This is a genomic window from Gracilibacillus saliphilus, assembly GCF_010994085.1.
GTDB classification, from domain to species: domain Bacteria; phylum Bacillota; class Bacilli; order Bacillales; family Amphibacillaceae; genus Gracilibacillus; species Gracilibacillus lacisalsi.
This window is the reverse complement of the sequence record NZ_WJEB01000006.1, coordinates 54843-79732: the sequence shown is the minus strand read 5'-3', so window position 1 is coordinate 79732 and position 24890 is coordinate 54843. Positions and strand designations below refer to the sequence as shown.

At 37.1% G+C, this 24890-nt stretch carries 26 protein-coding genes; 14 read left to right on the top strand and 12 right to left on the bottom strand.

The genetic code is table 11. The features are described 5' to 3' along the window. Position 1 precedes the first annotated feature (1 nt). Positions 2–274: an ACT domain-containing protein gene (locus tag GHT08_RS08490; RefSeq protein ID WP_153835491.1), complete on the bottom strand. Its 273-nt coding sequence runs from the start codon at positions 272–274 to the stop codon at positions 2–4. 115 nt (positions 275–389) lie between these two features. On the opposite strand from GHT08_RS08490, the gene GHT08_RS08485 reads away from it, so the two are divergent. Then, complete coding sequence (locus GHT08_RS08485) at positions 390–1121, top strand: Cof-type HAD-IIB family hydrolase (RefSeq protein ID WP_163580997.1); 732 nt, start codon at positions 390–392, stop codon at positions 1119–1121. 172 nt (positions 1122–1293) lie between these two features. Then, positions 1294–2715 (top strand): NADP-dependent phosphogluconate dehydrogenase, encoded by a 1422-nt coding sequence (gene gndA / locus GHT08_RS08480; protein WP_163580996.1) that lies wholly within the window; start codon positions 1294–1296, stop codon positions 2713–2715. Positions 2716–3456: 741 nt separating this feature from the next. Here the strand turns inward: gndA and GHT08_RS08475 are convergent. The 4 genes from GHT08_RS08475 to zwf all read right to left on the bottom strand — a co-directional run bounded on the left by GHT08_RS08475 (position 3457) and on the right by zwf (position 7954). Next, positions 3457–4920: a potassium/proton antiporter gene (locus tag GHT08_RS08475; protein WP_163580995.1), complete on the bottom strand. Its 1464-nt coding sequence runs from the start codon at positions 4918–4920 to the stop codon at positions 3457–3459. A gap of 105 nt (positions 4921–5025) precedes the next feature. Next, positions 5026–5580: a tyrosine-type recombinase/integrase gene (locus GHT08_RS08470; RefSeq protein ID WP_163580994.1), complete on the bottom strand. Its 555-nt coding sequence runs from the start codon at positions 5578–5580 to the stop codon at positions 5026–5028. A 194-nt stretch (positions 5581–5774) separates the two neighbouring features. Continuing rightward, positions 5775–6404 carry a cyclase family protein gene (locus GHT08_RS08465; protein WP_163580993.1) on the bottom strand — a complete coding sequence of 210 codons (630 nt, stop codon included), beginning with the start codon at positions 6402–6404 and terminating at the stop codon, positions 5775–5777. Between the two features lie 68 nt (positions 6405–6472). Next, entirely contained in the window at positions 6473–7954 is a 1482-nt protein-coding gene (gene zwf / locus GHT08_RS08460) for a glucose-6-phosphate dehydrogenase (protein ID WP_163580992.1), read from the bottom strand. Between the two features lie 252 nt (positions 7955–8206). Between zwf and GHT08_RS08455 the strand changes: the two genes are divergently transcribed. Further along, on the top strand, positions 8207–8977 hold the full coding sequence (locus GHT08_RS08455) for a TIGR01457 family HAD-type hydrolase (protein WP_163580991.1): 771 nt from the start codon (positions 8207–8209) through the stop codon (positions 8975–8977). Positions 8978–8993: 16 nt separating this feature from the next. Here the strand turns inward: GHT08_RS08455 and GHT08_RS08450 are convergent, their stop codons facing one another. Beyond that, positions 8994–9884 carry a DMT family transporter gene (locus tag GHT08_RS08450; RefSeq protein ID WP_163580990.1) on the bottom strand — a complete coding sequence of 297 codons (891 nt, stop codon included), beginning with the start codon at positions 9882–9884 and terminating at the stop codon, positions 8994–8996. A 378-nt stretch (positions 9885–10262) separates the two neighbouring features. Here GHT08_RS08450 and GHT08_RS08445 point away from each other — a divergent pair, with 378 nt between their 5' ends. Together GHT08_RS08445 and GHT08_RS08440 are read left to right on the top strand one after the other, a co-directional pair. Continuing rightward, positions 10263–11879, top strand: a complete 1617-nt coding sequence (locus tag GHT08_RS08445) for an RICIN domain-containing protein (protein ID WP_163580989.1) — start codon at positions 10263–10265, stop codon at positions 11877–11879. 165 nt (positions 11880–12044) lie between these two features. Then, positions 12045–12497, top strand: coding sequence for an immunoglobulin-like domain-containing protein (locus tag GHT08_RS08440; protein WP_163580988.1), 453 nt, complete (start codon positions 12045–12047; stop codon positions 12495–12497). Positions 12498–12752: 255 nt separating this feature from the next. Here the strand turns inward: GHT08_RS08440 and GHT08_RS08435 are convergent, their stop codons facing one another. From GHT08_RS08435 to GHT08_RS08425, 3 genes are read right to left on the bottom strand one after another with little or no spacing between them, the layout of a single operon-like run. Then, positions 12753–13739, bottom strand: coding sequence for an ABC transporter permease (locus GHT08_RS08435; RefSeq protein ID WP_163581050.1), 987 nt, complete (start codon positions 13737–13739; stop codon positions 12753–12755). Between the two features lie 28 nt (positions 13740–13767). Next, entirely contained in the window at positions 13768–14730 is a 963-nt protein-coding gene (locus GHT08_RS08430; RefSeq protein WP_163580987.1) for an ABC transporter ATP-binding protein, read from the bottom strand. A 3-nt stretch (positions 14731–14733) separates the two neighbouring features. After that, positions 14734–15894: a COG1470 family protein gene (locus GHT08_RS08425; protein WP_193568284.1), complete on the bottom strand. Its 1161-nt coding sequence runs from the start codon at positions 15892–15894 to the stop codon at positions 14734–14736. Positions 15895–16016: 122 nt separating this feature from the next. Here GHT08_RS08425 and GHT08_RS08420 point away from each other — a divergent pair, with 122 nt between their 5' ends. Together GHT08_RS08420 and GHT08_RS08415 are read left to right on the top strand one after the other, a co-directional pair. After that, the gene (locus GHT08_RS08420; RefSeq protein WP_163580986.1) at positions 16017–16577 is read left to right on the top strand and encodes an RNA polymerase sigma factor; all 561 of its coding nucleotides are present in this window, start codon (positions 16017–16019) and stop codon (positions 16575–16577) included. After that, a complete protein-coding gene (locus GHT08_RS08415) occupies positions 16577–17302 on the top strand; it encodes an anti-sigma factor (RefSeq protein ID WP_163580985.1) in 726 nt (241 codons plus the stop codon). The genes GHT08_RS08420 and GHT08_RS08415 overlap by 1 nt, the downstream gene beginning before the upstream one ends. 39 nt (positions 17303–17341) lie before the next feature. Here GHT08_RS08415 and GHT08_RS08410 read toward each other — a convergent pair whose 3' ends face one another. The 3 genes from GHT08_RS08410 to GHT08_RS08400 form a co-directional block, all read right to left on the bottom strand. Then, positions 17342–17578, bottom strand: a complete 237-nt coding sequence (locus GHT08_RS08410) for a DUF2164 domain-containing protein (RefSeq protein ID WP_018932536.1) — start codon at positions 17576–17578, stop codon at positions 17342–17344. 36 nt (positions 17579–17614) lie between these two features. Further along, positions 17615–18625 (bottom strand): rod-share determining protein MreBH, encoded by a 1011-nt coding sequence (mreBH, locus tag GHT08_RS08405; protein WP_163580984.1) that lies wholly within the window; start codon positions 18623–18625, stop codon positions 17615–17617. Between the two features lie 373 nt (positions 18626–18998). Continuing rightward, a complete protein-coding gene (locus tag GHT08_RS08400) occupies positions 18999–19133 on the bottom strand; it encodes a YflJ family protein (RefSeq protein WP_018932538.1) in 135 nt (44 codons plus the stop codon). 138 nt (positions 19134–19271) lie between these two features. On the opposite strand from GHT08_RS08400, the gene GHT08_RS08395 reads away from it, so the two are divergent. The 7 genes from GHT08_RS08395 to GHT08_RS08365 all read left to right on the top strand — a co-directional run bounded on the left by GHT08_RS08395 (position 19272) and on the right by GHT08_RS08365 (position 24889). Next, the gene (locus GHT08_RS08395) at positions 19272–19919 is read left to right on the top strand and encodes an MOSC domain-containing protein (protein ID WP_163580983.1); all 648 of its coding nucleotides are present in this window, start codon (positions 19272–19274) and stop codon (positions 19917–19919) included. A 6-nt stretch (positions 19920–19925) separates the two neighbouring features. Further along, positions 19926–20294 (top strand): DnaJ family domain-containing protein, encoded by a 369-nt coding sequence (locus tag GHT08_RS08390; protein WP_163580982.1) that lies wholly within the window; start codon positions 19926–19928, stop codon positions 20292–20294. Between the two features lie 90 nt (positions 20295–20384). Further along, positions 20385–22046 carry a putative bifunctional diguanylate cyclase/phosphodiesterase gene (locus tag GHT08_RS08385; protein ID WP_163580981.1) on the top strand — a complete coding sequence of 554 codons (1662 nt, stop codon included), beginning with the start codon at positions 20385–20387 and terminating at the stop codon, positions 22044–22046. Between the two features lie 47 nt (positions 22047–22093). Further along, entirely contained in the window at positions 22094–22573 is a 480-nt protein-coding gene (locus tag GHT08_RS08380) for a low molecular weight protein-tyrosine-phosphatase (protein WP_163580980.1), read from the top strand. Between the two features lie 53 nt (positions 22574–22626). Next, complete coding sequence (locus GHT08_RS08375) at positions 22627–22914, top strand: YtxH domain-containing protein (protein WP_163580979.1); 288 nt, start codon at positions 22627–22629, stop codon at positions 22912–22914. Then, positions 22907–23749, top strand: a complete 843-nt coding sequence (locus GHT08_RS08370; protein WP_163581049.1) for a YihY/virulence factor BrkB family protein — start codon at positions 22907–22909, stop codon at positions 23747–23749. The genes GHT08_RS08375 and GHT08_RS08370 overlap by 8 nt, the downstream gene beginning before the upstream one ends. A 261-nt stretch (positions 23750–24010) precedes the next feature. After that, the gene (locus GHT08_RS08365; protein WP_163580978.1) at positions 24011–24889 is read left to right on the top strand and encodes a transporter substrate-binding domain-containing protein; all 879 of its coding nucleotides are present in this window, start codon (positions 24011–24013) and stop codon (positions 24887–24889) included. The last annotated feature ends 1 nt before the right edge of the window (position 24890 follow it).

The window sequence follows — 24890 nt, the reverse complement described above, 5'->3', positions numbered from 1 at the left end:
CTTAGACACGATGCATTGCTTGAAAAACATCTTCTAGTTGAATATTAATTTTTAAACCTAATTCTTGCTCAACAGGTTTGAATTTTTCCTGTAACGTTTCAAGATTACTGGGATCATTGATTTCAATTAACATGATCATCGTAAAAAATCCTTCTAAAATAGTCTGACTAATATCTAAAATATTGATATTATTATCTGATATTACAGTGGTTACTTTGGCGATGATACCTACCTGGTCTTTGCCAACTACACTGACTACAGCTCGTTTTTGCATTTATGTCACCTCATTTTTTATTGTTATACTTTATTATACCCAAAGCATCCTTTTTTGCTAAATTATACAGCATCGCATAAAATAAAAGGGAATGCATGATGAGAGGAGCTTATATATGAAAAAGGATATACAATTGATTGCTCTAGACATGGACGGAACCTTGTTAGGCAATGACCATCGAGTCTCGGAAACAAATAAAGAAGCCATTATAAAAGCACGAGAAAAAGGTGTAGAAGTGATTATTTCTACAGGAAGACATTATCAAACAAGCTCTGATATTGCAAAAGAATTGGATATCCATTATCTGATAACGGTAAATGGCAGTGAAATCTGGACCATGACTGGAGAATTGATTGCTCGTCAAACGCTTGATGCACGGGTCATTGAGAAGCTTGTAGCATTAAAAGAAGAACATCAAACATGGGCATGGCTTTCTTCCACAGATCAAATATGGCGTGGTGAAGTACCAGAGGATATTTTAGCACATGAGTGGTTAAAATTTGGATTTGATACAAAAGATCCGGAAACAAAAGGGAAGATCATGGAGACCATTGCGAGCTGGGAAGAAATTGAGTTAAGTAATTCTAGCCCGACAAATATTGAGGTAAATGCTGTTGGTGTCAATAAAGCAGCAGCGATTGAAATCGTATGTGAGCGGTTAGGAATTAATATGTCCCAAGTAATGGCGATGGGTGACAGTTTGAATGATATTAAAATGATCGAACAAGCAGGATTAGGAATTGCCATGGGAAATGCTCAGGAAGAAGTTAAAAAAGTGGCTGACTCTGAAACGACAGGAAACGATCAAGACGGTGTAGCAAGAGCTATTGAGAAATGGGTACTGTAACTCTAATGTGTAAATTTTCAGAAAATTAATGGTTAACACTTGCAGAGGGTGTGTCAATATAATAACTTATTATATGGAGTGAATTTTTCAGATCACTACAGTAATATTCGATTTCGTGCTAAAATAGATAATGGAATAATACATAGTGACAAAAAAAGGAGCGAATAAGAGAATGGCAAAACAACAATTTGGTGTGATAGGTCTTGCTGTTATGGGTAAAAACCTTGCGCTTAACGTGGAAAGCAGAGGATACTCTGTAGCAGTATTTAATAGAACTTATCAAAAAACAGAAGACTTTTTAAATAATGAAGCAAAAGGTAAAAACTTTGTTGGGGCTGAAACAATCGAAGAATTTGTAGAATCTTTAGAAAAACCTCGTAAGATCATGCTTATGGTACAAGCAGGCCCAGCAACAGATGCAACGATTGCTTCACTTAAACCACTTCTTGATAAAGGAGATATTTTGATTGACGGTGGTAACACATTCTTTAAAGATACGATGCGTCGTAACGCAGAGTTAGACGAATCTGGTATCCACTTTATCGGAACTGGTGTATCTGGAGGGGAAGAAGGGGCACTTAAAGGACCTTCTATTATGCCAGGTGGACAAAAAGAAGCTTATGATAAAGTAGCGCCTATTTTTGAGGCAATTTCTGCAAAAGTTAACGGCGACCCTTGTGTAACATACATCGGACCAAACGGTGCTGGTCACTATGTCAAAATGGTACACAACGGTATCGAGTATGGCGATATGCAGTTAATCTGTGAAGCATATTTCATTATGAAACACGTACTTGGACTTAGTGCAGAGGAGCTTCATGAAGTATTTGGCGAATGGAACAAAGGGGAATTAGACAGTTACCTGATCGAAATTACCACAGATATCTTCAAGAAGAAAGATAAAGAAACAGGTAAACCAATGGTAGATGTGATCCTTGATACAGCAGGTCAAAAAGGTACAGGTAAATGGACAAGCCAAAGCTCCCTAGACTTAGGAGTACCATTACCGGTTATCACTGAATCTGTGTTTGCACGCTTCATCTCTGCCATGAAAGAAGAGCGTGTAGCAGCAAGTAAAGTACTACAAGGGCCATCTGCTGGAGACAAGCCATATGAAGGTGACAAAGACGAGCTTATCGAAGCTATCCGTAAAGCACTTTATATGAGTAAAATTGTTTCTTATGCACAAGGTTTCGCGCAAATGCGTGCAGCTTCTGAAGAAAATGACTGGAACTTGCGCTATGGTGACATCTCAATGATCTTCCGCGGCGGATGTATCATTCGTGCACAATTCCTTCAAAAAATTAAAGAAGCATATGATCGTGATCCAGGACTTGCGAACTTACTACTTGATCCGTATTTCAAAGAGATCGTGGAAAGCTATCAAACATCACTACGTAAAGTACTTTCTATCGCAATGGAACGCGGTATTCCAGTACCAGGCTTTGCAAGTGCATTAGCTTACTATGACAGCTACCGTACAGAAACATTGCCAGCAAACTTACTACAAGCACAACGCGACTACTTCGGTGCTCATACGTATCAACGTAACGACAAAGAAGGCGTGTTCCATACAGAGTGGTTAGAAGATTAATATTGAGAAAACCTCTTGCTTAAAAGCAAGAGGTTTTTCTTAAAGGTAAGAAAGTATATAATCAGCTCGATGACCGTGTTTAACGAAGTAGTTATTTTGACATATTTTTTGGTGGTTGAAAACGCTCCGACTAATTACTTCGCTTTCCGCGGGCACGGCCTCAACTAACTTTGCAAAGAAAAACACTTTGCAAAGTGGATTTTCGGCTCGCGCTATTCCCGCAGGAGTCTACGTAATTAGTCTCCGCTATAAGAGATGCAACAACTATTGTGATAAGTAATAGGTTGCTTTTTTTACAATGGACCGCTATCCATGAGTATAAAAGCAGCTGTGTTACTTCATGCTAGCGTTGTAGAGCCTGATAATAGCGTAGGCCGCCCCCTTCCACTCCTGTGGGAATCGTTTGACCTGAAGATCCACTTTTTTGAGCGAGTTTTGCTCAAAAAAGTTAGCTGAAGGACAAACCCCACGGAAAGGGAAGTGGGCAGCCGAAGCGGTTGTTACGCCTATTATTTATGTCAAAATAACTACTTTGGGCTTTCCTAGTTTTTCTTGTAAGACTTGTAAGATAGGAAAGTATAAATTTTGCGCAGATGTCTAGCTCCGAGCGCCCAGAAACTTGGCGACTTCACGAATTGCCCTACGATAAGTCATCATCGGTTCGTAAACTCACCGTGATTCCTTTATCTCAGTTGATTCGTTCCATCCGCTACGTTTCTAGACGGGCGCTCTTCGCTTTTCTTATCTTAATAATTTCTTCAATTGTGTCTTGTTCTTTTTAGATACTAGAATAAATAGAATATCACCTTTTTTAATGATAGTGTCACCTGTTGGGGTAACCAATTCATTATTTCTTATAATTGCACTTATTAAAGCATCCTTAGGAAAATCAATATTTACTAATTGTTCACCTATCAAATTTACTTGATCACGCACCTCATACTCAACCATTTCTGCATTTGCTTTTCCAATCGAAATGAGCTCTAGGCTGTGCATCGGTTCAACCCGAGTGCGCCCTGATAATCCGAGTTTATCAGCAACAACTGAGATAGTAGAGCCCTGGATTACAGCGGATAATAGCACAACGAAGAACACAACATTAAAAAATAACTGTCCATTATCTAATTCTGCTACCATCGGGAAGGTGGCTAATACGATAGGAACTGCACCCTTTAAACCTGCCCACGATAGAAAGATTTTTTCTTTGAAATTGTAATTTTGCTTTATCGTACTGATAAAAACAGCAATAGGACGAGCCAACAAAATTAAGATTAGGGAAATAACTAGTCCTTGCCAAATAATATCAAATGAAAATAAATCATTTGGAAAAACAAGAAGTCCTAATATCGTAAACATCAGAATTTGCGCAATCCATGCAATCCCTTCATTAAAACGGAAAATCGAATGGCGATAAGCTATTTCTGCATTTCCAATATACACGGCTAGTACATAAACAGCTAATAGGCCACTAGCCTGGATAAGGTCAGAAAAACTAAATGTTAATAATGCAAATGCCAGACCAAATACCGGGTATAATCCACTTGAATCTAGATTTATTTTGTTGATGGAATAAACTGCTATAAATCCCATTAGGAGACCGATTAAAACACCAACTAGCATTTGCCAAAAAAACGTACCGATTAGAGAAAAGTAAGATGCTTGTTCATTCGTGATCAATTCGATGAAAGATATAGTTAGGATCATCGCCATCGGATCATTAGACCCTGACTCAGCTTCTAATGTCGATCCAATTCTTTGCTTAATATTTTGACCTTTCAGAACAGCAAAAACAGCTGCTGCATCAGTAGAACCAACGATTGCACCAAACAAGAAGCCCTCTAACCAAGTAACATCCAGAATGAATTTCGCAGCAATTGCAACAACTACTGAAGTAATTAGGACACCTAATGTCGCTAATGAGATAGAAGGGCCAATTACTGGGCGGATATTCTTCCATTCTGTTTGGAGACCACCTTCAAATAGGATAATAATAAGGGCTAACATCCCAATTAGTTGGGTAAGATTATAATCACTAAAGTAAATAAAATTTAGTCCATCACTGCCAAATAGCATACCAATAGCAATGTATAGTATTAGCACAGGTACGCCAATTCTACTGGAGAATTTAGTCGTCATAACGCCAATAATAAACAATAATCCTATCGTTAAAATAAAGTACTCTGTCGTAAATAAATCACCTATCATAGGCATTTCCCCTTTTTGTTTATCACAATGTAATTGTCTGAAAGACCACACACAACAGAAATGTTGTAGGGTAACAGACGCTAACATCTTGATCATAGTCTTATTTTATAAATTTACATCTACTTTAATCGTTGTTGACTCTTTTTTGTCTATTCCAATATAGTGAAGTGTTTCTGATGTAGAGGAATGACTATAAATATCCCTTATGAGCGAGATAGCTATTCCTTTTTTATAAGCGTGATAACCGAATGTTTTTCGTAATGTATGGGTGCCTATCTTATCATGAATGCCAATTTCTCGTGCCGCCTTATTGATGATACGGTATGCCTGCTGACGTGTAATAGGGGATGTTCCATTTTTCGTTATAAATAAGTAGTCTTCAGAAGATAGAGTGGATTGAAGCATATATTGCTTTATAGCAGAACGGATTTTTGTGTTTAAATAAATAGATGAAGTTTTATCACTGGTGGATTCGATAAATTCCCTTGGTGTTTCACCATCCCACACTTGTTCAACTTTAATTGCTAATAGTTCGTTGATACGAAGACCTGTATTAATTTCAAATACAAATAACAGGTAGTCACGAAAAGAGCGCTTTTTTAGATAGGCTTTTAATTTTTTTATATGATTTACATCCTTTATAGGCATCACAAATTCCATTATCATCGCTCCATTTAGGTTACTTAATATAAATTATATCATGGGTTATGTAACATATAAAATAATTTGCATTAATAAGTACCTTACGGACAACTAATTGAAAGTTTATGAAACACTGTCCGTAAAAACCAATTTTTACGGACAGAAAAAAGTAACATTAGGTGGAATTGTTCTTAAGAACCTCCAAGCTAAAATTAAGTACTTGGCCATTGATCAAACAGCAACACTCTCGCTGGCGCTGCTTCTGTTCCGACTAATTTCAATGGAGCTGCCACCATAAAGTAATTCCCTGGTTCCACACTTTCTAAGCGTAGCCCCTCTACAATGATGATGTCATCACGAAACAATTTTCGATGAGTGGGATTACCTTCTTGGCTCCGCTCAATTCCTATTGTATCAATACCGATACCTTCAATTCCTTTTTTCACTAGGTAATCTGCGCCATCTTCTTTTAAATAAATAAAGTTAAAGTCAAAATGTTCACTAGTATAATAAGAATTTTTCGTTTTACATAGCAGAAAATCGCCTGATTCAATCGTATGCGCTTCCAAATCTGATCGAGTAATCCCATCTTCTGCGTTTTCCAAATCGAGCACTTTCACTTTTCGTACCAGTCGTTCTAATTGGATCGTTTCAAAGGTATCGGCATTATTAATCATGTGTAATGGTGCGTCGATATGGGTGCCAGTGTGCAATCCAAGTGTAGCAGTAGTTGCAGTAACATAACCATTTGTTTGTCTATCAAAAACGGGTTTATTCTCTTTTATATCCTCCCAGACTTGCATGTTAGGGTAAACATCCATCGAGATATCATAAAATTTCATCTAAACTCCTCCTCTTTGATATGAAAAAGCAATCAACCAACGTAACATTGATTGATTGCCTTGTATCTTTATTCAGACTTAACGTCCCACCATTCGAAACCATCTTTATTTAATAAAAGATCTGCTTCTTCTGGACCATTTGATCCTGATGTATAGTTAGGGAAATCAGCTTTTTTCTTCGACCATGCGTTTGCTATTACATCAACAAACTGCCATGATAATGCAACCTCATCCCAGTGAGTAAAGTTAGTAGAATCACCGCGCATACAGTCATGTAATAACGTCTCATATGCTTCCGGCGTATTCATTTTATCTTCTGAGTTATTATCATAGCTTAATGTGATTGGTGTAGAAGACGCATTATAGTCGCCTTTCTTCGCATTTACATGTAACGTAATCCCTTCATCTGGCTGGACATGAATCACTAAAAGGTTTGATTTTGTTTCATGTTCTTTATCATAGTATAGGTTCATTGGTAAATCTTTAAATTCTACTACGATTTCCGTTGATTTACGATTCATCCGTTTTCCGGTGCGGATGTAGAAAGGAACACCTGCCCAGCGGAAGTTATCGATCATTAATTTCGCTGCAACAAAAGTATCTGTATTAGATTCAGGATCTACACCGTTACCATCACGGTATGCAGGTAGTTCCTCACCATTTACAATCCCTTTGTCATATTGACCGCGAACAAAGTAATCATCCACTTCGTTTTCATTTAACTTACGTAAAGCACGTAATACTTTTACTTTTTCACCGCGAATTTCTTCTGGTGTTAATTTAATTGGCGGATCCATTGCAATCAGTGCAAGCATTTGCAGCATGTGGTTTTGGACCATATCTTTTAATGCACCTGCACCATCATAATAACGTCCGCGTTCTTCAACACCTAGAACTTCACTTGAGGTAATTTGGATATTAGAAATATATTGGTTATTCCATAATGGTTCAAATAAGGCGTTGGCAAAACGGATAACCTCGATATTTTGGACCATTTCTTTCCCAAGGTAATGGTCAATACGGTAAATCTGATCCTCCGAAAATGCTTCGCGAATTTGGTCATTCAACTCTTTTGCTGATTGGTAATCATGACCAAACGGTTTTTCGATAACAAGGCGAGTCCAACCTTGGGTCGTTGTCAAACCTTCTGATTTAAGATTCGCTGCAAGCGTTCCGAAGAAATTAGGTGCCATAGAGAAATAGAATAGACGATTGCCATCTGTTTCATGCTTAGCATCTAATTCTTTAATTAATGCTTCCAATTCTTGATAGTGTTCAAGGTCTTGGATATCAAATGGATTGTAGTGGAAGTGACTTGCGAATTCATCTTTGTCAATATGAGGATCATCGAAATTATCGATTGATTCTTTTACTTTGTCACGGAATACGTCATTTGTCCATGGACGTCTTGCCACACCAATTACGGCAAAGTTATCGGATAACTTTCCATTTCGGTAAAGTCTGTAAATGGAAGGATAAAGTTTTCTATTAGCTAGATCCCCTGTTGCACCAAAAATCACAATTACTGCTTTTGGGTTATTCGTTGTCATGAACTTTAACTACCTTTCTACTTGTTTATTTACGAGTTAAGCGCATATGTGTCACGATATGCTTAACTATGTAATTCACTAAAGTAACAGCATACTTAAATATTTTACCATGTTAAATACTTCTGTTAAATTATTTAACATGATAACATACAAATAACTGCTAAGTCTTTATTGTCATAAATATATACTATCATGTATTGTGAAAATGACAAATGAAATACATGGAATTTTCAAAAAATTCAGGAGGATATCATGCAAAAATATAAAGGATTTTTAATCGATCTTGATGGGACAGTCTATAAAGGAACCGAAAAAATAATCGAAGCCATTGATTTTGTGAAAGAGTTAGACCGTAGAGGTTTACCATATCTTTTTTTAACGAATAATTCGACGAAGCATCCAAGTGATGTTTCGAAAAAATTAGTCGATATGGGTGTGCCAAGTACGACAGAGCACGTTTTTACAACGAGCATGGCAACCGCAAGCTACATAAAAGAACAAAAAGCAGATGCGAAGGTCTACCCAATTGGTGAAGAAGGTCTACATATGGCGCTAGAAGAATGTGGTTTGGAAATCGTTGAGGAAGGGGCAGAGTTTGTTGTAATGGGATTGGACCGCACTATTAATTATGAGAAATTAGCAAAAGGTGCGCTAAATATCCGTGCTGGTGCAAGTTTTGTTGCGACAAATGGAGATGTAGCACTGCCAACAGAACGAGGATTTTTACCTGGAGCTGGTTCCTTGATTTCTGTATTATGGGTAACTACAGGTGCCCGTCCTAAATTTATCGGAAAACCAGAATCGATTATTGTTGACCAGGCACTTGAAGTATTAGGTACTGCAAAAGAAGAAACCTTAATGGTCGGGGATAATTATGCGACAGATATTTTGGCAGGGATAAATGCAGGGATAGATTCGTTGCTGGTATATACTGGTGTAACTACAAAAGAAGATCTTAAATCAATCGAAAAACAGCCAACATTTACGATTGATAGCTTAGCAGAATGGACATTTGATGAATAAAAATTATGAGCCGTTATCATGACGGCTCATTTGTTGTCTTTACTCGATTTGTGATCAGGACGCCAAAGATAACGAATAACGCTCCAACCACTTGAATCCATGTGAGTTGCTCTCCTAAAAAGATTACGGCACCGATCATGGTAAAGACCGGGATGAGATTAAGAAAGACTGATGCTCTCGATGGTCCGATCGCTGCAATTCCTTTGTTATAAGCAATCAGTGCAGCAAGGGAAGGAAATATCCCCAAATAAAGCAGGCCAGAGATAACCTCCCAAGACCAGTTAATTGTTTGGATTTGTCCGATTTCGATTGACATTAATGGAATGAACATGATAATAGCGACCACTGTCATAACAAGTAACGCACCATAAGTAGGAAATTTCCAAGTATGCTGTTTGATAAAAATCGAATAAAACGCCCACGTAATCATGGCTAGAATCATGATTAGATCCCCACTATTAAACTGTAAACTCATAATAACTTCCAATGAACCTTTCGTAATCACAAAGAAGACCCCAAATAAGGAAATAAACACGCCAATCAATTGCTTATGTGAAAAACGTTCATTAAACAATAAAAAGGTCAGAATTAAGGTGAAAATAGGGGCGGTTGCCTCGACAATCCCAGCATTGATGGATGTGGTATAGTTTAATGCTAAATATACGAAAATATTAAATAATACAAGTCCTGTAGCAGATAAAGCAAGAATCGCTTTCCATTCCTTTTTCCATAAATCCTTATTGTTTTTCCACTCCCGATAACCAAAGGGAAAAATTACTACCAATGCAATAAGGTAACGGAATAAAGACAAAGTAATCGGAGGTATTTCCTGTGCAACAGGCTTCCCGACAATTAGATTACCTGCATAAAAAATCGCTGCTAATATTAAAAGAAGATAAGCCTTCATGTTTCCACCTCCAACAGAAGGAGCATAACATTTTTTCATAGAAGAAGGAAGGGGAAGTGGCTGATATCGTTTTAAAACCGCCAATAGATACCATAAGTTAGAGTTATGCAATAATGTGCTATTTTGGCAAAAATGTCCTATTGATGGGGAAAATGGCATGTGCTAAGTTCTAAATAATACTTGATAGAAAGTAGGTGAAATGATAAGAACTTATCCCTCTTTTGCTAATCTTAAACATTACCTCAACCATTCTGCTTAAACAATTCTAAAAAACTACTACTGACTTATTGTTTGTAACCACTTCTTGAATGAAACTGATTAAAGCTAACTTCCATAACTTTGCGGCATATTTAAAACTTAATTAAGGAGCGTTTAAAATTGAAATTTTATAAACTGATAAGCTGTTTTGTGTTAATAAGCATTTTTGCAATTGGATTTGTTAACTCTAGTGTCCATGCAGAAACTGTAAATGCAACTGATTTTGGTGTAACGGCAGGGGAGAATTCATCTCAAACGGAAGCACTTCACGACGCTATGCGCTATTTTTATGACCAAGGTGAAGAAGGAACCGTTTATATTCCCGCTGGTACCTATTATGTAGATGAAGCACTTCGTTTCCATGAGGGAGTTAACTTGGTTGGTGATGGAAGAGGACAAACTATCATAAAAAAAATGGGTACCAGTACTAATTATGTAGTAGGCAATCCAATTTTACATTCCAATTCTGTTAACTTAAATGTAACCGTTTCAGATATAACATTTGATGCTGATAGAGTGAATCGATCTTCGCAGGGATTAAGTCAAATAGGTGGAATCAATATTGATGCAGAGGTTAGTAATTTAAGATTAGACGGTATTGAAATTAAAGATGCTACAAATGGTGCCATATTAAGAAGAATGCGAGATTCCGTTATTACGAATAGTGTGTTTGACCAAACAAGTGGTCACTCGATCGCAACCGGAGATGAAAACTATCCGGTTGGTGAATTTACTAATGTAGAAATCACTAACAACGTAATCACGAATTCAACGGGTGGAAGTGGAATTAATTTATCACGTGCTACTTATACAACTGTTAGAAACAATCAGGTAATCAATACCCAACAACAGCAAGATAGCTATGGCGGGATTCGGATACCTAATGGTGGGGCATATAATATAGTAGAAGATAACGTGATTCAAAGTTATCCAAGGGGGATTTTTGTTTTAACAGGTGCGAATAATAATACAATAAATGGAAACACGGTTATTGATTCAAGAATTCATGGTATTTTAATTCAGGCTAATGACAATACCTTTACTAATAATACGATTGTCCAAAATAACACGTCACTAAATCCTGAATCAATGATACGCCTTGCTCCTGGAAGTAATAATACGATCTCAAACAATTTGATGTCAACCTATTCAGGGTACAGCAATCCAGGAATTCGCCTTACGGGTGAATCTGATTATAACGAAATCACTAACAATAATATAGATACAGATGGCGCGTTAGTAAGCAATGAGGCTGGAAGTAACAATACGATTTCAGGAAATAACAAATTTAATTCAGTATCCTTTGATTCTAATTCTTCTTATCAAATAGTAAATAGAAATAGTGGAAAGCTTTTAGAAGTCACTAATGCAAGTACAAGTGATGGAGCAAATATTCAACAATGGACTGCAAATGGTTGTTCGTGCCAGAATTGGTCAATTGTCCGGAATGGTGATGGATATTACAATATTCTAAATCAAAATAGTGGTAAGGCGATAGACGTCTACGATTTCTCAACTGCTAACGGAGCAAACATAGTACAGTGGTCGAACTTAAATGGCATAAATCAACAATGGTCAATTATTCAAAATACTGATGGCTACTTAAGATTTATAAATCGTAATAGTGGGAAAACACTCGAAGTAGAAGCAAAGTCAAGTGAAGATGGAGGGAACGTGGTACAGTGGAGTGATAATAAAGGTGCTAATCAGCAATGGAACATTGAACAGGTAAACTAGTAAGCAGAAAATAGCTAATCACTTAACTAAAAAGTGGTTAGCTATTTTGTATATTTTGGTGATTGTGAAAAAGGAAGTTAATATGGTGCAAATCACTCGATGTTTAGGAGAGTAGTAAATATGATGTTATAATAGATGGAATAGCTTATCTGAAAGGAGTTTATGATGAACGTTAAACAATTTCAAAGTTTTGTTTATATATTATCGTTCGTATTGATTTTACTAGCTGGCTGTAACAAGGATTTAACAGAAGAGTTACCAAAGTCTGATTATGGTGAAATACTTGAGCAAGACAATTATGAATTGAAACTAGATAAAAATAAATATTCTAATGAAGTAGACCAGATAACATTAGAGTTAACGAACAATAGTGCCTCTAACTTAAATTTCGGTCTTATATATTATATGGAAAGATACATAGACGGCTCCTGGTATCAAATTCCGTTCAAAGATGATACAGAATTTCAAACGATTGGTATTATGGTAAAACCAAATGAATCATATACCCAAAACATTTCCACTAATCATTTAAAACATGATCTTTCATCCGGAAAATATCGAGTAGTAAAACCAATAAGCGAGGAAATTACTTTAGCAACAGAATTTGAGGTCGAATAACTAAGAGAAATAATGCAGTTTACGTCTTTGTAGTGGGAGGGCTTACTATTAAATGTTCGAAAACGATGATGTTCATTCTATTACTTGTAGTTTGTGCTAGTTGTGCTAACGATCAAGCTGAGGTACCTCCTATTTCGGTGAATGCCGATTCGAATATGAGAACATAATCTAGTGAAAGTGCCCGATATCTTCAAAAAAGTGCCCGATAAAAAACCAGTGAGTGTGAGCGCTCACTGGTTTTGACAGTCCATTGTTTTATTTTGATCGAATTTCTTGGCGCATAAATAACAAATATGAAATCGCAAAACAGATTAACGTTGCTGCGATTAAGCCTGTTAATTGTGGCCAAATTAACATTAAGCTTTGACTTAATGGCAATGGACCAGCAATCGCTCCTGTCGTTTGTTCAACGGTTAATGGTCCTAAGCTTCGAACTGACGGTGACAAAAGTGTTGTCGTCGATTCCGTGAATAGGTAGTTTGGGGATAGTCTCATTAGATTAAGGACAACCCCCTGTCTACTAATAGCATCAACTGTACTTGTAATGTTTTCGGGATTCAAAATCGACTTTGACAACAATTCCACAATCATCTGATAAAAAATGTTAAAGAAAATCCAGACAGCAATTGCTGCTAAAGCAGAAGTTGCAGGTTGTTTAAAGCGTACAGAAAAAAGAATTCCTAGATTTAGCCAAAAGGCGATATAGGCAATACATAAAACAAGAAAGCAAAGAATCCGCAAAAATTCTTCACCGGTCGGAGGGATACCAAGAATCAAGATCCCGAGTGCCATTACCATAAACCCTAATGCAACAAAAAGTACCGTATTTAACAATAAGGCTGCCGCAAATTTTGCGTTTAATACATAGTCGCGCGGGATTGGTTGTGCCATAAGTCGGCTTAATGTCCCTTTGTTACGTTCAGAATTAATCGCATCAAAGCCAAGCGCAATTCCTAGAAGTGGACCTAAAAACGAAACAAAGGTAATAAAAGATGGCAACGTACCATCAGAAATCGTAAATAATTTTAAGAAAAGAAAGGAGCTTTTGGCGATTTCTTTAGCTTCTTCATTGGCATCTATTGCATCTTGAATTGAAGTAATTGCAGTATAAAGGGAACCAACACACGTCAGCACAATTAAAGCTAACATAATGATGATTCGCCAACTTGTCATATAGTCTGTGAACTCCTTGCGAACAAGTGCTTTAAATGCTTGGAGATTGTCATTATTATTTGATCGCATTTCTAAGTTTATTTCAGGTATCCACTTTTTAAGCGCTTGAAGCTTTACCACCTTCGTCACCCCCTTCAAAATAACGGTGATAGATTTCATCTAAACCGTAATTTTTCTTTCTGATGTACAATAAATCAGAGCCTGCTTCTACAACGGTTCTTGCTACTACAGAAGAGATATCTGTTTCGGCATAGATTTCTACATGTTCATCGGTTTCCACAACTCGATTTACTCCCGCTAAACCCTGTAATTGTTCGTTTAATTTGTTATCAACTGGATTAGCCTTGGCATAGACCACAAATGAATCTTCAAAAAATAATTGTTTCGCTAAACCTTCGACATTACCTTCCGCGAGTAATTTTCCTTTAACAAAAATACCAACACGGTCACAAATTTGTTGTACTTGATGGAGCTGGTGAGAGGAAAGAAGTACCGTAATTCCTTCCTCTTGGTTTAGCCTTTTTATTAATGCAAGTAATTCGCGAACACCTTCAGGGTCAATCCCAAGTGTAGGTTCATCTAGAATGATTACTTCAGGGTCTTTCATTAAAACGTCGGCCAATCCTAAACGTTGACGCATACCACGTGAATATTTGCCGGCCTTTTTATCGCCTGATTCTTTCAGACCGACTTTTGTTAATAAATCCCTTGCCCGCTCTTCTGCGATAGCACGAGGAATAGCATTTAAACTAGCAGTGAAAAGTAAATTCTCATAGCCTGTCATCTGCTCATAAAAACCAAGATCATCTGGTAAATAACCGACTCTTTTCTTAACAGCGAGTGGATTGGTTGTTGAGTCCATACCACATACTTTGACACTACCACTTGTCGGCTCACTTAATCCTAACATCATTAGAATAGAAGTAGATTTACCTGCACCGTTAGGACCCAATAGACCAAAAATTTCCCCTTTTTCAATTGATAGTGTCAGCTCATTGACCGCATATTGTTGATCATATTTTTTGGAGATACGATCGAGTTGAATAATCGGTTCAACCATTGATTATCTCCTCCCGTATTTTCTAATAATAAAGTATAGCCCACCTACTACTGCTATGATGATTAATACACTTATAATTCCCCATAACGTCGATGTTTCCACAGATACTCGGAAGTCCGCGTCAGAAGATGCTTCAGACGTTTCCGCTGTAAAGGTAGTGACATAATCACCGGCAATAGCATCATCCGGTGCTGTTAACGTTGCTTTCACTGTTTTCGATTCACCTGCTTCTAACGTAGCAATGGAGCTCTCGTCAAATTCAGATTCCCAATTTGGCGGAGTGGAGGCAGAAATGGAAATATCATTTAGCGTTGCAGTTCCGGTATTCTCTACCACGAGATCAATGGTTCGATCATTTCCAGCTGTAACATTTGCACTTAAGTTTCCATCAGGTGTTGACACAGCAATTTCATAAGATCCAGTAATAACCGCCTCCAGTGTCAGTTCAGATGATGTTGAACTATTGGCGGCACTGATTGGTATTTCATAGGTGTCTGCTTTCACATCTGTTGGTGGTGTTACTTCTACTGTGATATCCTTCGATCCATCCGGTTCCAATGTGACAGAAGTTACATTGTTACCATCAGCTTGAAATTGAACACCCCAGCCTTCACCTGCTCCTGCTGATAAAGCATAGGTCTGTTCATCTGCTGTCCGATTACGTAATGTGGCAGAATAAGAGAAAGTAGCATCCGCATGTCCTTCCATATTCGGTTGATCAGAACTAAACTCGGAATTAAACGTTCCTTCCTCTGTAACCCTTGTGACAAATGGTAATTCTGCATAAGCATCACCTTCCCCATCAGCAACAAGTTCGAATGAGTAATCATCTTTTTCAACTTCAAGCGGAACCGTCACTTCTAGAGAAATTTGCTGCTCATTATTTCCACGAATCGATAGTTGACTAATATCATTCCCGCCGGCTGTGATTGCAGAATCCCATCCCTCCGGCAGACCATTCACATCAAAAGACACATTCTGAATCGAAGAATTGTCATTAATAACCGTGACATCATACGTTAATGTTTCACCAGGTGTAACTGATAATCCTGTGTAAGGTGTGTACAAGGTTAGACCACCAGCAGCAAACACACTGCTAAGCGGAGCAAAAAGTGATAAGCCTAATAAAATAGTTAACGAGATCGCTAATTTTTTGCGAAGCATTTTAATTCCCCCTTATGTTTATTGGTTGTTCATCAAGTGATACGGAGGAAAAAAGATTTTGGATTTGTCTTTTTCAAAAAAATTTGTAAAATAGAAATTAAAAAGGGAAGGGGGCGGTGTATGTGGATGATTATTTGTTGTTGGAACACGTGCGTGCAGGTAATCAAGAAGCATTCGACGAATTTTATCAACGATATCATCAATATATTTTTCAAATTGCCTATAAAGTGTTAGCGAATCGCCCGGAAGCAGAAGATGTTACTCAGGAAGTATTTATTGAAATCTATCAAAAGTGTGATCAATATCAAGCATCTAGAGGTAGTATTAAAGCCTGGGTTGCGGTGAAGACTAGATCGAGAGCGATCGACAGGTTACGGAAAAAACCTGAGGTGCTAGCCGATAAACTGGAAGATATCATTACCAATGCCAGTCCGGCAGCAGATCAATTTGTAATAGAGAAAATGGAGAAAGATATCCTGCGGGCAGCCCTTCTTAAGCTTCCTTTACCACAGCAGCAGGCTATTTATCATATGTATTATGACCATTTCACTCAAAAAGAGATTTCCTTAAAAACCAATCGTCCACTAGGTTCAGTGAAATCATCGATTCGTTATGGTTTACAAAATTTAAAAAAACAAAAATCATTATTGCGTTGGATCGGTTCTGGTGGAGGTGACAAGTAATGGTGAGGGATAACCATATATTAGAAGAAAAGTTAGTTGATTATCTAGAAGGTCAGCTATCAGAATCAGAATCTCAAGACATTCAACGCCATGTAGATGATTGTGTGAAATGTCAACAAACATTAGCTTTTTGGCAGGAAACATTAGAAATGGATGAAGATCTTCAACCTTCATCTGAGCTAAAAGAAAAAATGGATCAATCACTACTTGCGGAGCGATCTCCTAAGCAACATCTGGTCAAATGGAAAAGGCCTTTGTTCGCATTAGCTGGTGTAATGGTTGTAGTGATTCTATGCTTTAGTTTGGCAGACATTTTGAAAGTACAGCAGACAGTGGAACATGATTATGAAGTATATCAAAATCAAGATATCATGAGTGATCAAGTGTTTATGAATAATCCGGTCGTCGACAGCCAACCGATTAAGCCTTATGAAGATTTTGATGATATGGAAGGAATGGTCTGGATTAATCCACAAACACAAGAAATTTTATTAGAGATGGAAGGGTTAACTAATATTTATAATAATGATTATCAGATTTGGATAATCGATAAGAATGGAAACATAAATGGTGATCTCATTATGGTTGAAAATGGATCAGCCCGGGTGTTATATCGAGTTGAAGACTTGTCTGATTTCCGTTTTATGAAAGGAAGCGTCGAACCACCGGGAGGTAGCCATCGACCAACTGGGCCAGAAACATTCTATGTAGATATTGAAAAGTAAGTCTGTTCACGGGATATTATTCTCGTGAACAGAAGCTAACTACTTTTCGACTTTCTCAATCTCAAACACATCTTCTAATTTCTCACTTAAAAACTGATGTGCGTCTTTTACTCCTTGGTTATAAAAGAAAGGTGCCAACTCTACCATGAAAAAATCAAGTATAAATTCGGCCTCTAAATTGCCCAATTCTTCCTGTCGTTCAGCGGCAAAATAATCCTGAATCGCAATAATCATTTCATCCCGTTTCTCTTTTGGTAAGGAAAAAGGTGTCTGCATGGAAAAACTCCTTTCGTTTTTCCTCATTATACCAGACTATTTAACTGCTTTTTGCAATTTTTGAATCATTTGTAAGGAACGACCTGTACCAACTGCCACAGATTCCAATGGATTTTCAGCAAGATGTACAGGTACATCATTGATTTCGTTAGATAGCCATTGCTGCATACCTTTTAATAATGCACCACCACCAGTAATCGTAATACCTTGGTCAACAATATCACCACTTAATTCCGGAGGACAGCTTTCAAGTGTTTCCGTAATTGCATGTAAAATCGATTCTAATACTTCTTTGAACGCATCGTGCACTTCAGAGGAACGTAACGTAATCACTTTTGGTAAACCTGTTACGAGATCCCGACCTCTGACATCCATTTCTTCTTCAGGATGGTCTTTATGTGCATAACCGATTTCCATTTTTACTTTTTCAGCCGTACTTTCCCCGATTAGAACATTGTGTTGACGCTTAGTATATTGAATAATTTCTTCATCCATATGGTCACCACCTACACGAACAGACCTACTAGCAACAACACCACCAAATGAAATAATACCTACTTCACTCGTACCACCACCAATATCAACAATCATACTAGCTTGTGGCTCTGCTACTGGTAGATCAGCACCAATTGCAGCTGCTACCGGTTCTTCAATAAGATGTACTTCTTTAGCACCAAAGCTTTTGACTGCATTATCAATTGCTCTTCGTTCAACAGCGGTACTTCCGGATGGTGTACACACAACAACGCTCGGTTTACGTGTAGATACACCAGCCTTCTTACTGACTTTCTTCAAGAAAGCCTTAAGCATTTGCGTCGTCATATCAAAATCTGCGATGACCCCGTCTTTTAATGGACGGATAGGGACAATGTTTCTCGGTGTTTTCCCGATCATATTTTTGGCTTCATTACCGACTGCTACAACTTGATTTGTTCTGGTGTCGACCGCAACGACGGATGGTTCATTTAAGATGATGCCTTTATTTTTTGTATATATAAGAATATTTGCTGTTCCTAAATCTATTCCAATTTCTGTATTTGAAAACATGATGTTACCTCCAATTAAGTATAATCTCTTTCTATAGTTATTCTGTTTTTTGTAAGGAATTATGACCGTAGATGGCATGGAGGATTTTGACAATTTTGTTACAAGAGAAAAGCTGTCTTGTTTTTTAACGTTTGTTGGGCGGACACTTGGTACATTATTTAATGAAATAACACCCAATCTTCAATGCTAGTGGACATTGAGTCCTCATTTTGGCTTGAATTAGTATGAATAGCGGAATGGATGTCGGATGAGCCTTAAAAAGAGCACTTTTATCACAAATAACGGAACGAATGTCCGCGTTCACTTTTGTAAGACTCATCGTCTTTGTGGGCAACAAACAAAAAACAGGTCGATCACTCGACCTGTTAATATATTAATTATTTTCTTTTTCATCTAATAAATTAGCAAGGATATGTGCTTTATATTTTTCAATTTTTCTACCTTCAATATAGCGCACACCTTTTTCCTTCAATTTTTCAACGTACCAGCCTTTGCTTCCTACATGCATCGCTCAACACCCCTTACCATTAATATTGCAGGTGCCATTTTATCATCTGTAACATTCATTGAAAAGAGTTTATTATTAATTCTTTCTAGAAATTTTTAGTATAATGATAATAAGTATGTTGAAAAAGGAGTTTTGGACGTGTCATATGTAATTGCATCCTTAAATGTAGGAAAACCTACAGTCCACCATTTGGACGGACAGGAGATTAAAACAGGCTTTAAAAAAACACCTACACATCACCCCAACTATTTAACGATCACAGGGTTTGAGGATGATGGACAAGCGGACCTTAAAAACCATGGTGGAGAAGAAAAAGCGTTATTAATGTATCCGAGCAGTCATTATCAGTATTGGGAGGAAAAGTATCAGCGAAGTTTTTCATATCCGGCCTTTGGTGAGAATATAACAATCGATGGTTTAACAGAGCAGGATTTATATATTGGAGACATTTTTCAGCTTGGGGAAGCAGAAATTCAAGTTTCACAGCCAAGACAGCCGTGCTATAAAATAGCCAAAGTCCACGGTATTCCAGATATGCCAGCTGTCGTAACGAAAACAGGTTATAGTGGTTATTACTTCCGTGTGCTCAAAGAAGGGGTAGTAAAGCCTACCGACAGATTAATCAAAGTGAAAGAAGATCCACAAAAGGTAACACCAGTGGACGTATTTGATTGTTTATTTCATGACCGAAAAAACAAAGAAAGAATGGAACGGTACCTTCAATTAGATGCTTTAGCAGCCAATGTCAAAAGAAGTTTAACGAAACGAATCGAAAAGTTAGGATGATACAAGATGGACGTATTTTCACAACTTGCAGAAGAACGAATTAAACAAGCAATGAAAGATGGTGAGTTTGATCAGATAGAAGGAAAGGGTAAACCACTAAAGAAAGACCCGCTAGAGCATGTCCCAGCAGAACTACGAATGAGTTATCGTATCATGAAGAATAGCGGATATTTGCCTGAAGAAGTACAAATAAACAAAGAGTTAGCGTCATTACGAGATTTGCTGAAATATTGTACAGACGATCAGGACAAACAAAGTCTCGAGAAACGAATATCTGAAAAAGAATTACAATTTCAAATGCTCCTAGACAAAAGAAATATGAAACAATCTTCCGCATACAAAAGATATAGCAGTAAAATTAATCGGTTATTTTAAGGAAAAATGTAGAAAAGTTAGGATCTAGTACTTTTTTCATGTAACTTTTTCACGTATACTAGAAGAAAATAAAAAATAAAGGTGACTATTATGCCACGCGAAAACAATCTATATTCAAGTACTAACGATTTATTAAGAATATTACATCATAACATGAATCTCATGTTCGTAATTAGGAGGCGGAAAGGGCAATTCTATTGTTCATTTCTATCGGGAAAGTTGAAAGAACAATTGGAATTGCCTGATATAATTCCATCTGCTGATCAGGAATTCAACCCGGAATTTTTATCGTTACAGAATAGTAAGCTTACCCAGGCATTTACAGGTAAAGAAATCACGTATAGACACCATTTTCATAATCATTATTTATACACCATGTTATCCCCAGTTATAAAAGATGGCGAAGTGATAGAGGTAGTAGGGACTACTATTGACATTACGTCATTTGAAAAATCTGAACAACAGCTAGAATTTATGGCAACCCACGACATCCTTACCAAGCTTCCTAATCGACAAAAGTTACTTGATGATTTAGATAGAATGATACATAATAATCAACATGAAAAACCGAAAGCAATCATGATTTGTGATTTGGATCGGTTAAAGAATGTGAATGATACGTTAGGACAATTTGCTGGTGATCAGGTAATCACATTAATAGCAGACCGTTTGAAGGAAGCTATCCGGGAAACCTGTTCAGTCTATCGCTTGGGTGGAGATGAGTTTGTTATCGTTATTGACCAAGAAGTAGCGGATGTAAAAGCATTTGCAGAACAGATTTTACAGGTGGTCAGACAACCAATTATTATCTCTAAGCATGATTTTTATATGACAGCGACGATTGGGATATGTTGTATGAACGAAAAAGCTTGCAAAACAGAGGACTATATCAATCGAGCAAGTGTAGCTGTTCATTATGGTAAAGTCCAAGGTGGCAATCGTATTAGTGAATATACGGATGAAATGAGTAAACAATATAATGAACTGATATTATTAGAATCAGATATTCGTAAAGCATTCAAATTTAACGAATTTACTCTATCCTATCAGCCTAAAGTGGATGTACATACTAATGAGATTGTTGGAGTAGAAGCATTGATTCGCTGGGAACATGGGAAGAAAGGCAAAATACCGCCATCTCTTTTTATCCCAATTGCTGAAGAAATTGGGATGATCGATCAAATTGGGGAATGGGTGTTACGTGAAGCGTGTAAGCAATTTGTAAGATGGCAGGAGAGCGGGGCAAATCCAGTAATGGTTGCAGTTAATATTTCTGCTGTTGAATTACAGAACCCAGATTTTCTGTCACGAGTCAAACAAGTTATAAAAGAAACCGGCATGGATCCAAATTATTTAGAAATAGAGATTACGGAAAACAGTGTGATGCAAAATACCGAAGAATGTATCGAAATGATGAATGAGCTACGTTCTATGGGTGTCTCCTTATCGATCGATGACTTCGGGACAGGGTACTCTTCGATGGGATATTTGCAAAAGTTTCCGATTAATTATTTGAAAATAGATCAATCTTTTATTAAGGAATTGTTTGAAGAATCCGGAAGTGCGGAAATTATAAAAGCAATGATTCAATTAGGGCATACGTTTGGTTTGAAGGTAGTAGCAGAAGGTGTGGAAGGCGAACAAATCCTTTCATTTATTAGAAATCAGAAATGTGATTATTATCAAGGGTATTTTTATAGTAAGCCGCTTGAGGCGGATTTGATTGAAGAGAAATTATTAGCATTTTCATAGGACTTCTTGAAGAAAACAGGATTAAGATATAGTTGAGGTGGTATTATATGATTAAAGTATTGTTTATTTGTTTAGGAAATATTTGCAGATCTCCAATGGCCGAAGCGGTATTTCGTCATATTGTCAAGGAAAAGGGAGTAGAGGACCAGTTTGTAATTGATTCAGCAGGGTTAGGTGATTGGCATATAGGTAATCCTCCACATCAAGGAACAAGAGCAAAACTAGATGAATTAAATATTTCGTATCATGGACAAAAAGCGAGACAAATTCAAGCAAATGATATAGAAGACTTTGATTATGTCATTGCAATGGATCAGCAAAACATGGATGATTTATCACAATTTTCGTATCAAGCATCTGGTGTGACTGTGAAAAAATTGATGGACTTTGTGGATCAGCCCAAAGAACAAAATGTACCTGATCCATATTTTACAAAGAACTTTGATTACACGTATGAGTTAGTGAAAGAAGGCTGTGAGCAATTATTTACCTGCATTTCCAATAAACATAATTTAGACATCAAGTGAGGCATCCATAGTAGTGAGCGATGAAAAACTAAGATCAGAAGGGTTGAGAGGTCATGGGAAAAGAAAGGTTACTTAAAGGTATACTTGCAGGAGCAATTGTTGGAGGACTTATTACATTAAGTGATCGCGAAACACGATCATATGTGACAAGGAAGCTACAGGTTTGTGGCAACAAGACAAGCTATTATGCTAAAAATCCAGCAGATGCCATCCATCAATTAAACTCAAATTATGCCAGATGGTCCGAACAGCTTGCTACAGGACTAACCTCTGCATTAAATATGCTCCATCAATTACAAGAACTGACAGAAAAAATAGACAAACGAGATGACAATGGTTAAGAATCCATTTGTAAATAATCGTTTAGTTCGTTTTATCAAGCAATTGATAGAGCGAATAACGAGAGACGATGTACCGGGCTTAGCGGCGCAATTGTCTTATTTTTTTCTGCTATCGTTATTTCCTTTTATGATTTTCCTCATAACATTAGTTGGTTACTTACCATTTGATGAAATTAATGTCATGAATTTTGTTGCCACGTATGCACCAGAGGAAATTGTAACCATGTTAAATGATAATCTCGGACAAATCATGAACAACCGTAATGGTGGCTTATTATCAATTGGGATAATTGGTACTCTTTGGTCTGCTTCGAATGGGATTAACGCATTAGTGCGCTCGTTTAACAAGGCTTATAATATTGAGGAAGAACGTTCTTTTATAGTAATGAGAGGGATATCGATTATCTTAACAATCGCGATGTTACTTGTCATAGTTGTCGCCTTTTTATTACCGATTTTCGGAAAAATGATCGGAGTGTATCTCTTTTCATTTTTCGGATTATCACAAGGTTTCCTGGATATGTGGAATACCTTAAGATGGGTCATTTCCTCGATTATCTTCTTTATAGTTTTAACGATGTTATACCGAATGGCGCCTAGTAAGCGTGTCTATTTTAAACATGTCTGCATCGGAGCCATATTTGCTACTATTTGTTGGCAACTGACATCACTCGCATTTTCTTACTACGTAACATCGATGGGCAACTATTCAGCTACATATGGTAGCCTTGGGGGAGTTATTATTCTGATGATCTGGTTCTACCTCTCAGGAATGATTATCATCGTTGGAGGCGAAATCAACGCCCAAATTGAAAAGAGGGAAAGGAACAGATAAATCAAAATTAAATATCCATTGTTGAAAAATGGGACTGTTTCACACGAGTTCGTTTATTGATTCCAATTGTTGAATCGTGAACTGACAGTGTGACAGTCCTATTTGTTTTTTTAGAATATTGTTCAAGAAAAAAATGGAATATAACAGTAATATAAAAATATATGAAACAGATAGTAAAAACATTGAAATAATAAAAATAAACTGTTATCTTTTAATAGAGAAAAATAATATAACAAAAAAACAAAGGGGTTGCGTTTTAAGATGAGGAATTTATTGCTGTTATTCAGTTTACTCACTTTTATTAGTTTGTTTGTAGCGTGTGGGGAAGGTGACGAGAATCAGACAGCTTCAGATGACACGAACGCTACAGAAGAACTCAAGTCAGAAAAATGGGATGAGATTCAGGAGAAAGGTGAGATTGTAGCAGGCACATCAGGTACTTTAATTGGTGCTTCTACATATGACGAAAATGATAACTTAACAGGTTATGATGTCGAGGTTATGAGAGAAATAGCAGAGCGTCTCGACTTAGAGGTTAGTTTTGAAATAATGGGAATTGACAGTATGTTACCAGCGGTGGAAAGTGGTAGAATTGATGTAGCTGTTAATGATATTGAAGCAACAGATAATCGAAAAAAACAGTTTACTTTTTCAGAACCATATAAATATTCTTATTCGACTATGGTAGTACGAGAAGAAGATAATTCAGGAATAGAAAGCTTGGAAGACTTAGAAGGTAAACGTGCTGGTGGTGGAGCGACAACGATTTACAGTCAGATCGCTGAACATTTTGGTGCAGAAGTGGTTACTTATGGAAATGCACCAAATGAAGCCTATTTACGAGATGTGAATAATGGACAAACTGACGTAATTGTCAATGATTATTATTTATCTAAATTTGGTGTAGGAGGCTTTCCTGAATTTGATATTCATCTGCATCCGAATTTAAAGTTCCACCCAACAGAACAAGCTGTAGTGATGGATTTAGACGCAGAAACATTACAGCAAAAAATTAATGAAACATTAGCAGAAATGAGAGAAGACGGAACTTTAACTGAATTAGCGATAGAGTTTTATCAAGAAGATGCTTCACAAAAACCAGAGGGCGAGATTGAAGAAATAGAAGGTCTTGACCTATAAG

Excerpts from the sequence above, each read along its gene's own strand:
- GHT08_RS08490 (WP_153835491.1), bottom strand. The coding sequence starts at position 274 with ATGCAAAAACGAGCTGTAGTCAGTGTAGTTGGCAAAGACCAGGTAGGT.
- GHT08_RS08485 (WP_163580997.1), top strand. The coding sequence starts at position 390 with ATGAAAAAGGATATACAATTGATTGCTCTAGACATGGACGGAACCTTG.
- gndA (WP_163580996.1), top strand. The coding sequence starts at position 1,294 with ATGGCAAAACAACAATTTGGTGTGATAGGTCTTGCTGTTATGGGTAAA.
- GHT08_RS08475 (WP_163580995.1), bottom strand. The coding sequence starts at position 4,920 with ATGATAGGTGATTTATTTACGACAGAGTACTTTATTTTAACGATAGGA.
- GHT08_RS08470 (WP_163580994.1), bottom strand. The coding sequence starts at position 5,580 with ATGGAATTTGTGATGCCTATAAAGGATGTAAATCATATAAAAAAATTA.
- GHT08_RS08465 (WP_163580993.1), bottom strand. The coding sequence starts at position 6,404 with ATGAAATTTTATGATATCTCGATGGATGTTTACCCTAACATGCAAGTC.
- zwf (WP_163580992.1), bottom strand. The coding sequence starts at position 7,954 with ATGACAACGAATAACCCAAAAGCAGTAATTGTGATTTTTGGTGCAACA.
- GHT08_RS08455 (WP_163580991.1), top strand. The coding sequence starts at position 8,207 with ATGCAAAAATATAAAGGATTTTTAATCGATCTTGATGGGACAGTCTAT.
- GHT08_RS08450 (WP_163580990.1), bottom strand. The coding sequence starts at position 9,884 with ATGAAGGCTTATCTTCTTTTAATATTAGCAGCGATTTTTTATGCAGGT.
- GHT08_RS08440 (WP_163580988.1), top strand. The coding sequence starts at position 12,045 with ATGAACGTTAAACAATTTCAAAGTTTTGTTTATATATTATCGTTCGTA.
- GHT08_RS08435 (WP_163581050.1), bottom strand. The coding sequence starts at position 13,739 with ATGCGATCAAATAATAATGACAATCTCCAAGCATTTAAAGCACTTGTT.
- GHT08_RS08430 (WP_163580987.1), bottom strand. The coding sequence starts at position 14,730 with ATGGTTGAACCGATTATTCAACTCGATCGTATCTCCAAAAAATATGAT.
- GHT08_RS08425 (WP_193568284.1), bottom strand. The coding sequence starts at position 15,894 with ATGCTTCGCAAAAAATTAGCGATCTCGTTAACTATTTTATTAGGCTTA.
- GHT08_RS08415 (WP_163580985.1), top strand. The coding sequence starts at position 16,577 with ATGGTGAGGGATAACCATATATTAGAAGAAAAGTTAGTTGATTATCTA.
- GHT08_RS08410 (WP_018932536.1), bottom strand. The coding sequence starts at position 17,578 with ATGCAGACACCTTTTTCCTTACCAAAAGAGAAACGGGATGAAATGATT.
- mreBH (WP_163580984.1), bottom strand. The coding sequence starts at position 18,625 with ATGTTTTCAAATACAGAAATTGGAATAGATTTAGGAACAGCAAATATT.
- GHT08_RS08400 (WP_018932538.1), bottom strand. The coding sequence starts at position 19,133 with ATGCATGTAGGAAGCAAAGGCTGGTACGTTGAAAAATTGAAGGAAAAA.
- GHT08_RS08390 (WP_163580982.1), top strand. The coding sequence starts at position 19,926 with ATGGACGTATTTTCACAACTTGCAGAAGAACGAATTAAACAAGCAATG.
- GHT08_RS08385 (WP_163580981.1), top strand. The coding sequence starts at position 20,385 with ATGCCACGCGAAAACAATCTATATTCAAGTACTAACGATTTATTAAGA.
- GHT08_RS08380 (WP_163580980.1), top strand. The coding sequence starts at position 22,094 with ATGATTAAAGTATTGTTTATTTGTTTAGGAAATATTTGCAGATCTCCA.
- GHT08_RS08375 (WP_163580979.1), top strand. The coding sequence starts at position 22,627 with ATGGGAAAAGAAAGGTTACTTAAAGGTATACTTGCAGGAGCAATTGTT.
- GHT08_RS08370 (WP_163581049.1), top strand. The coding sequence starts at position 22,907 with ATGGTTAAGAATCCATTTGTAAATAATCGTTTAGTTCGTTTTATCAAG.
- GHT08_RS08365 (WP_163580978.1), top strand. The coding sequence starts at position 24,011 with ATGAGGAATTTATTGCTGTTATTCAGTTTACTCACTTTTATTAGTTTG.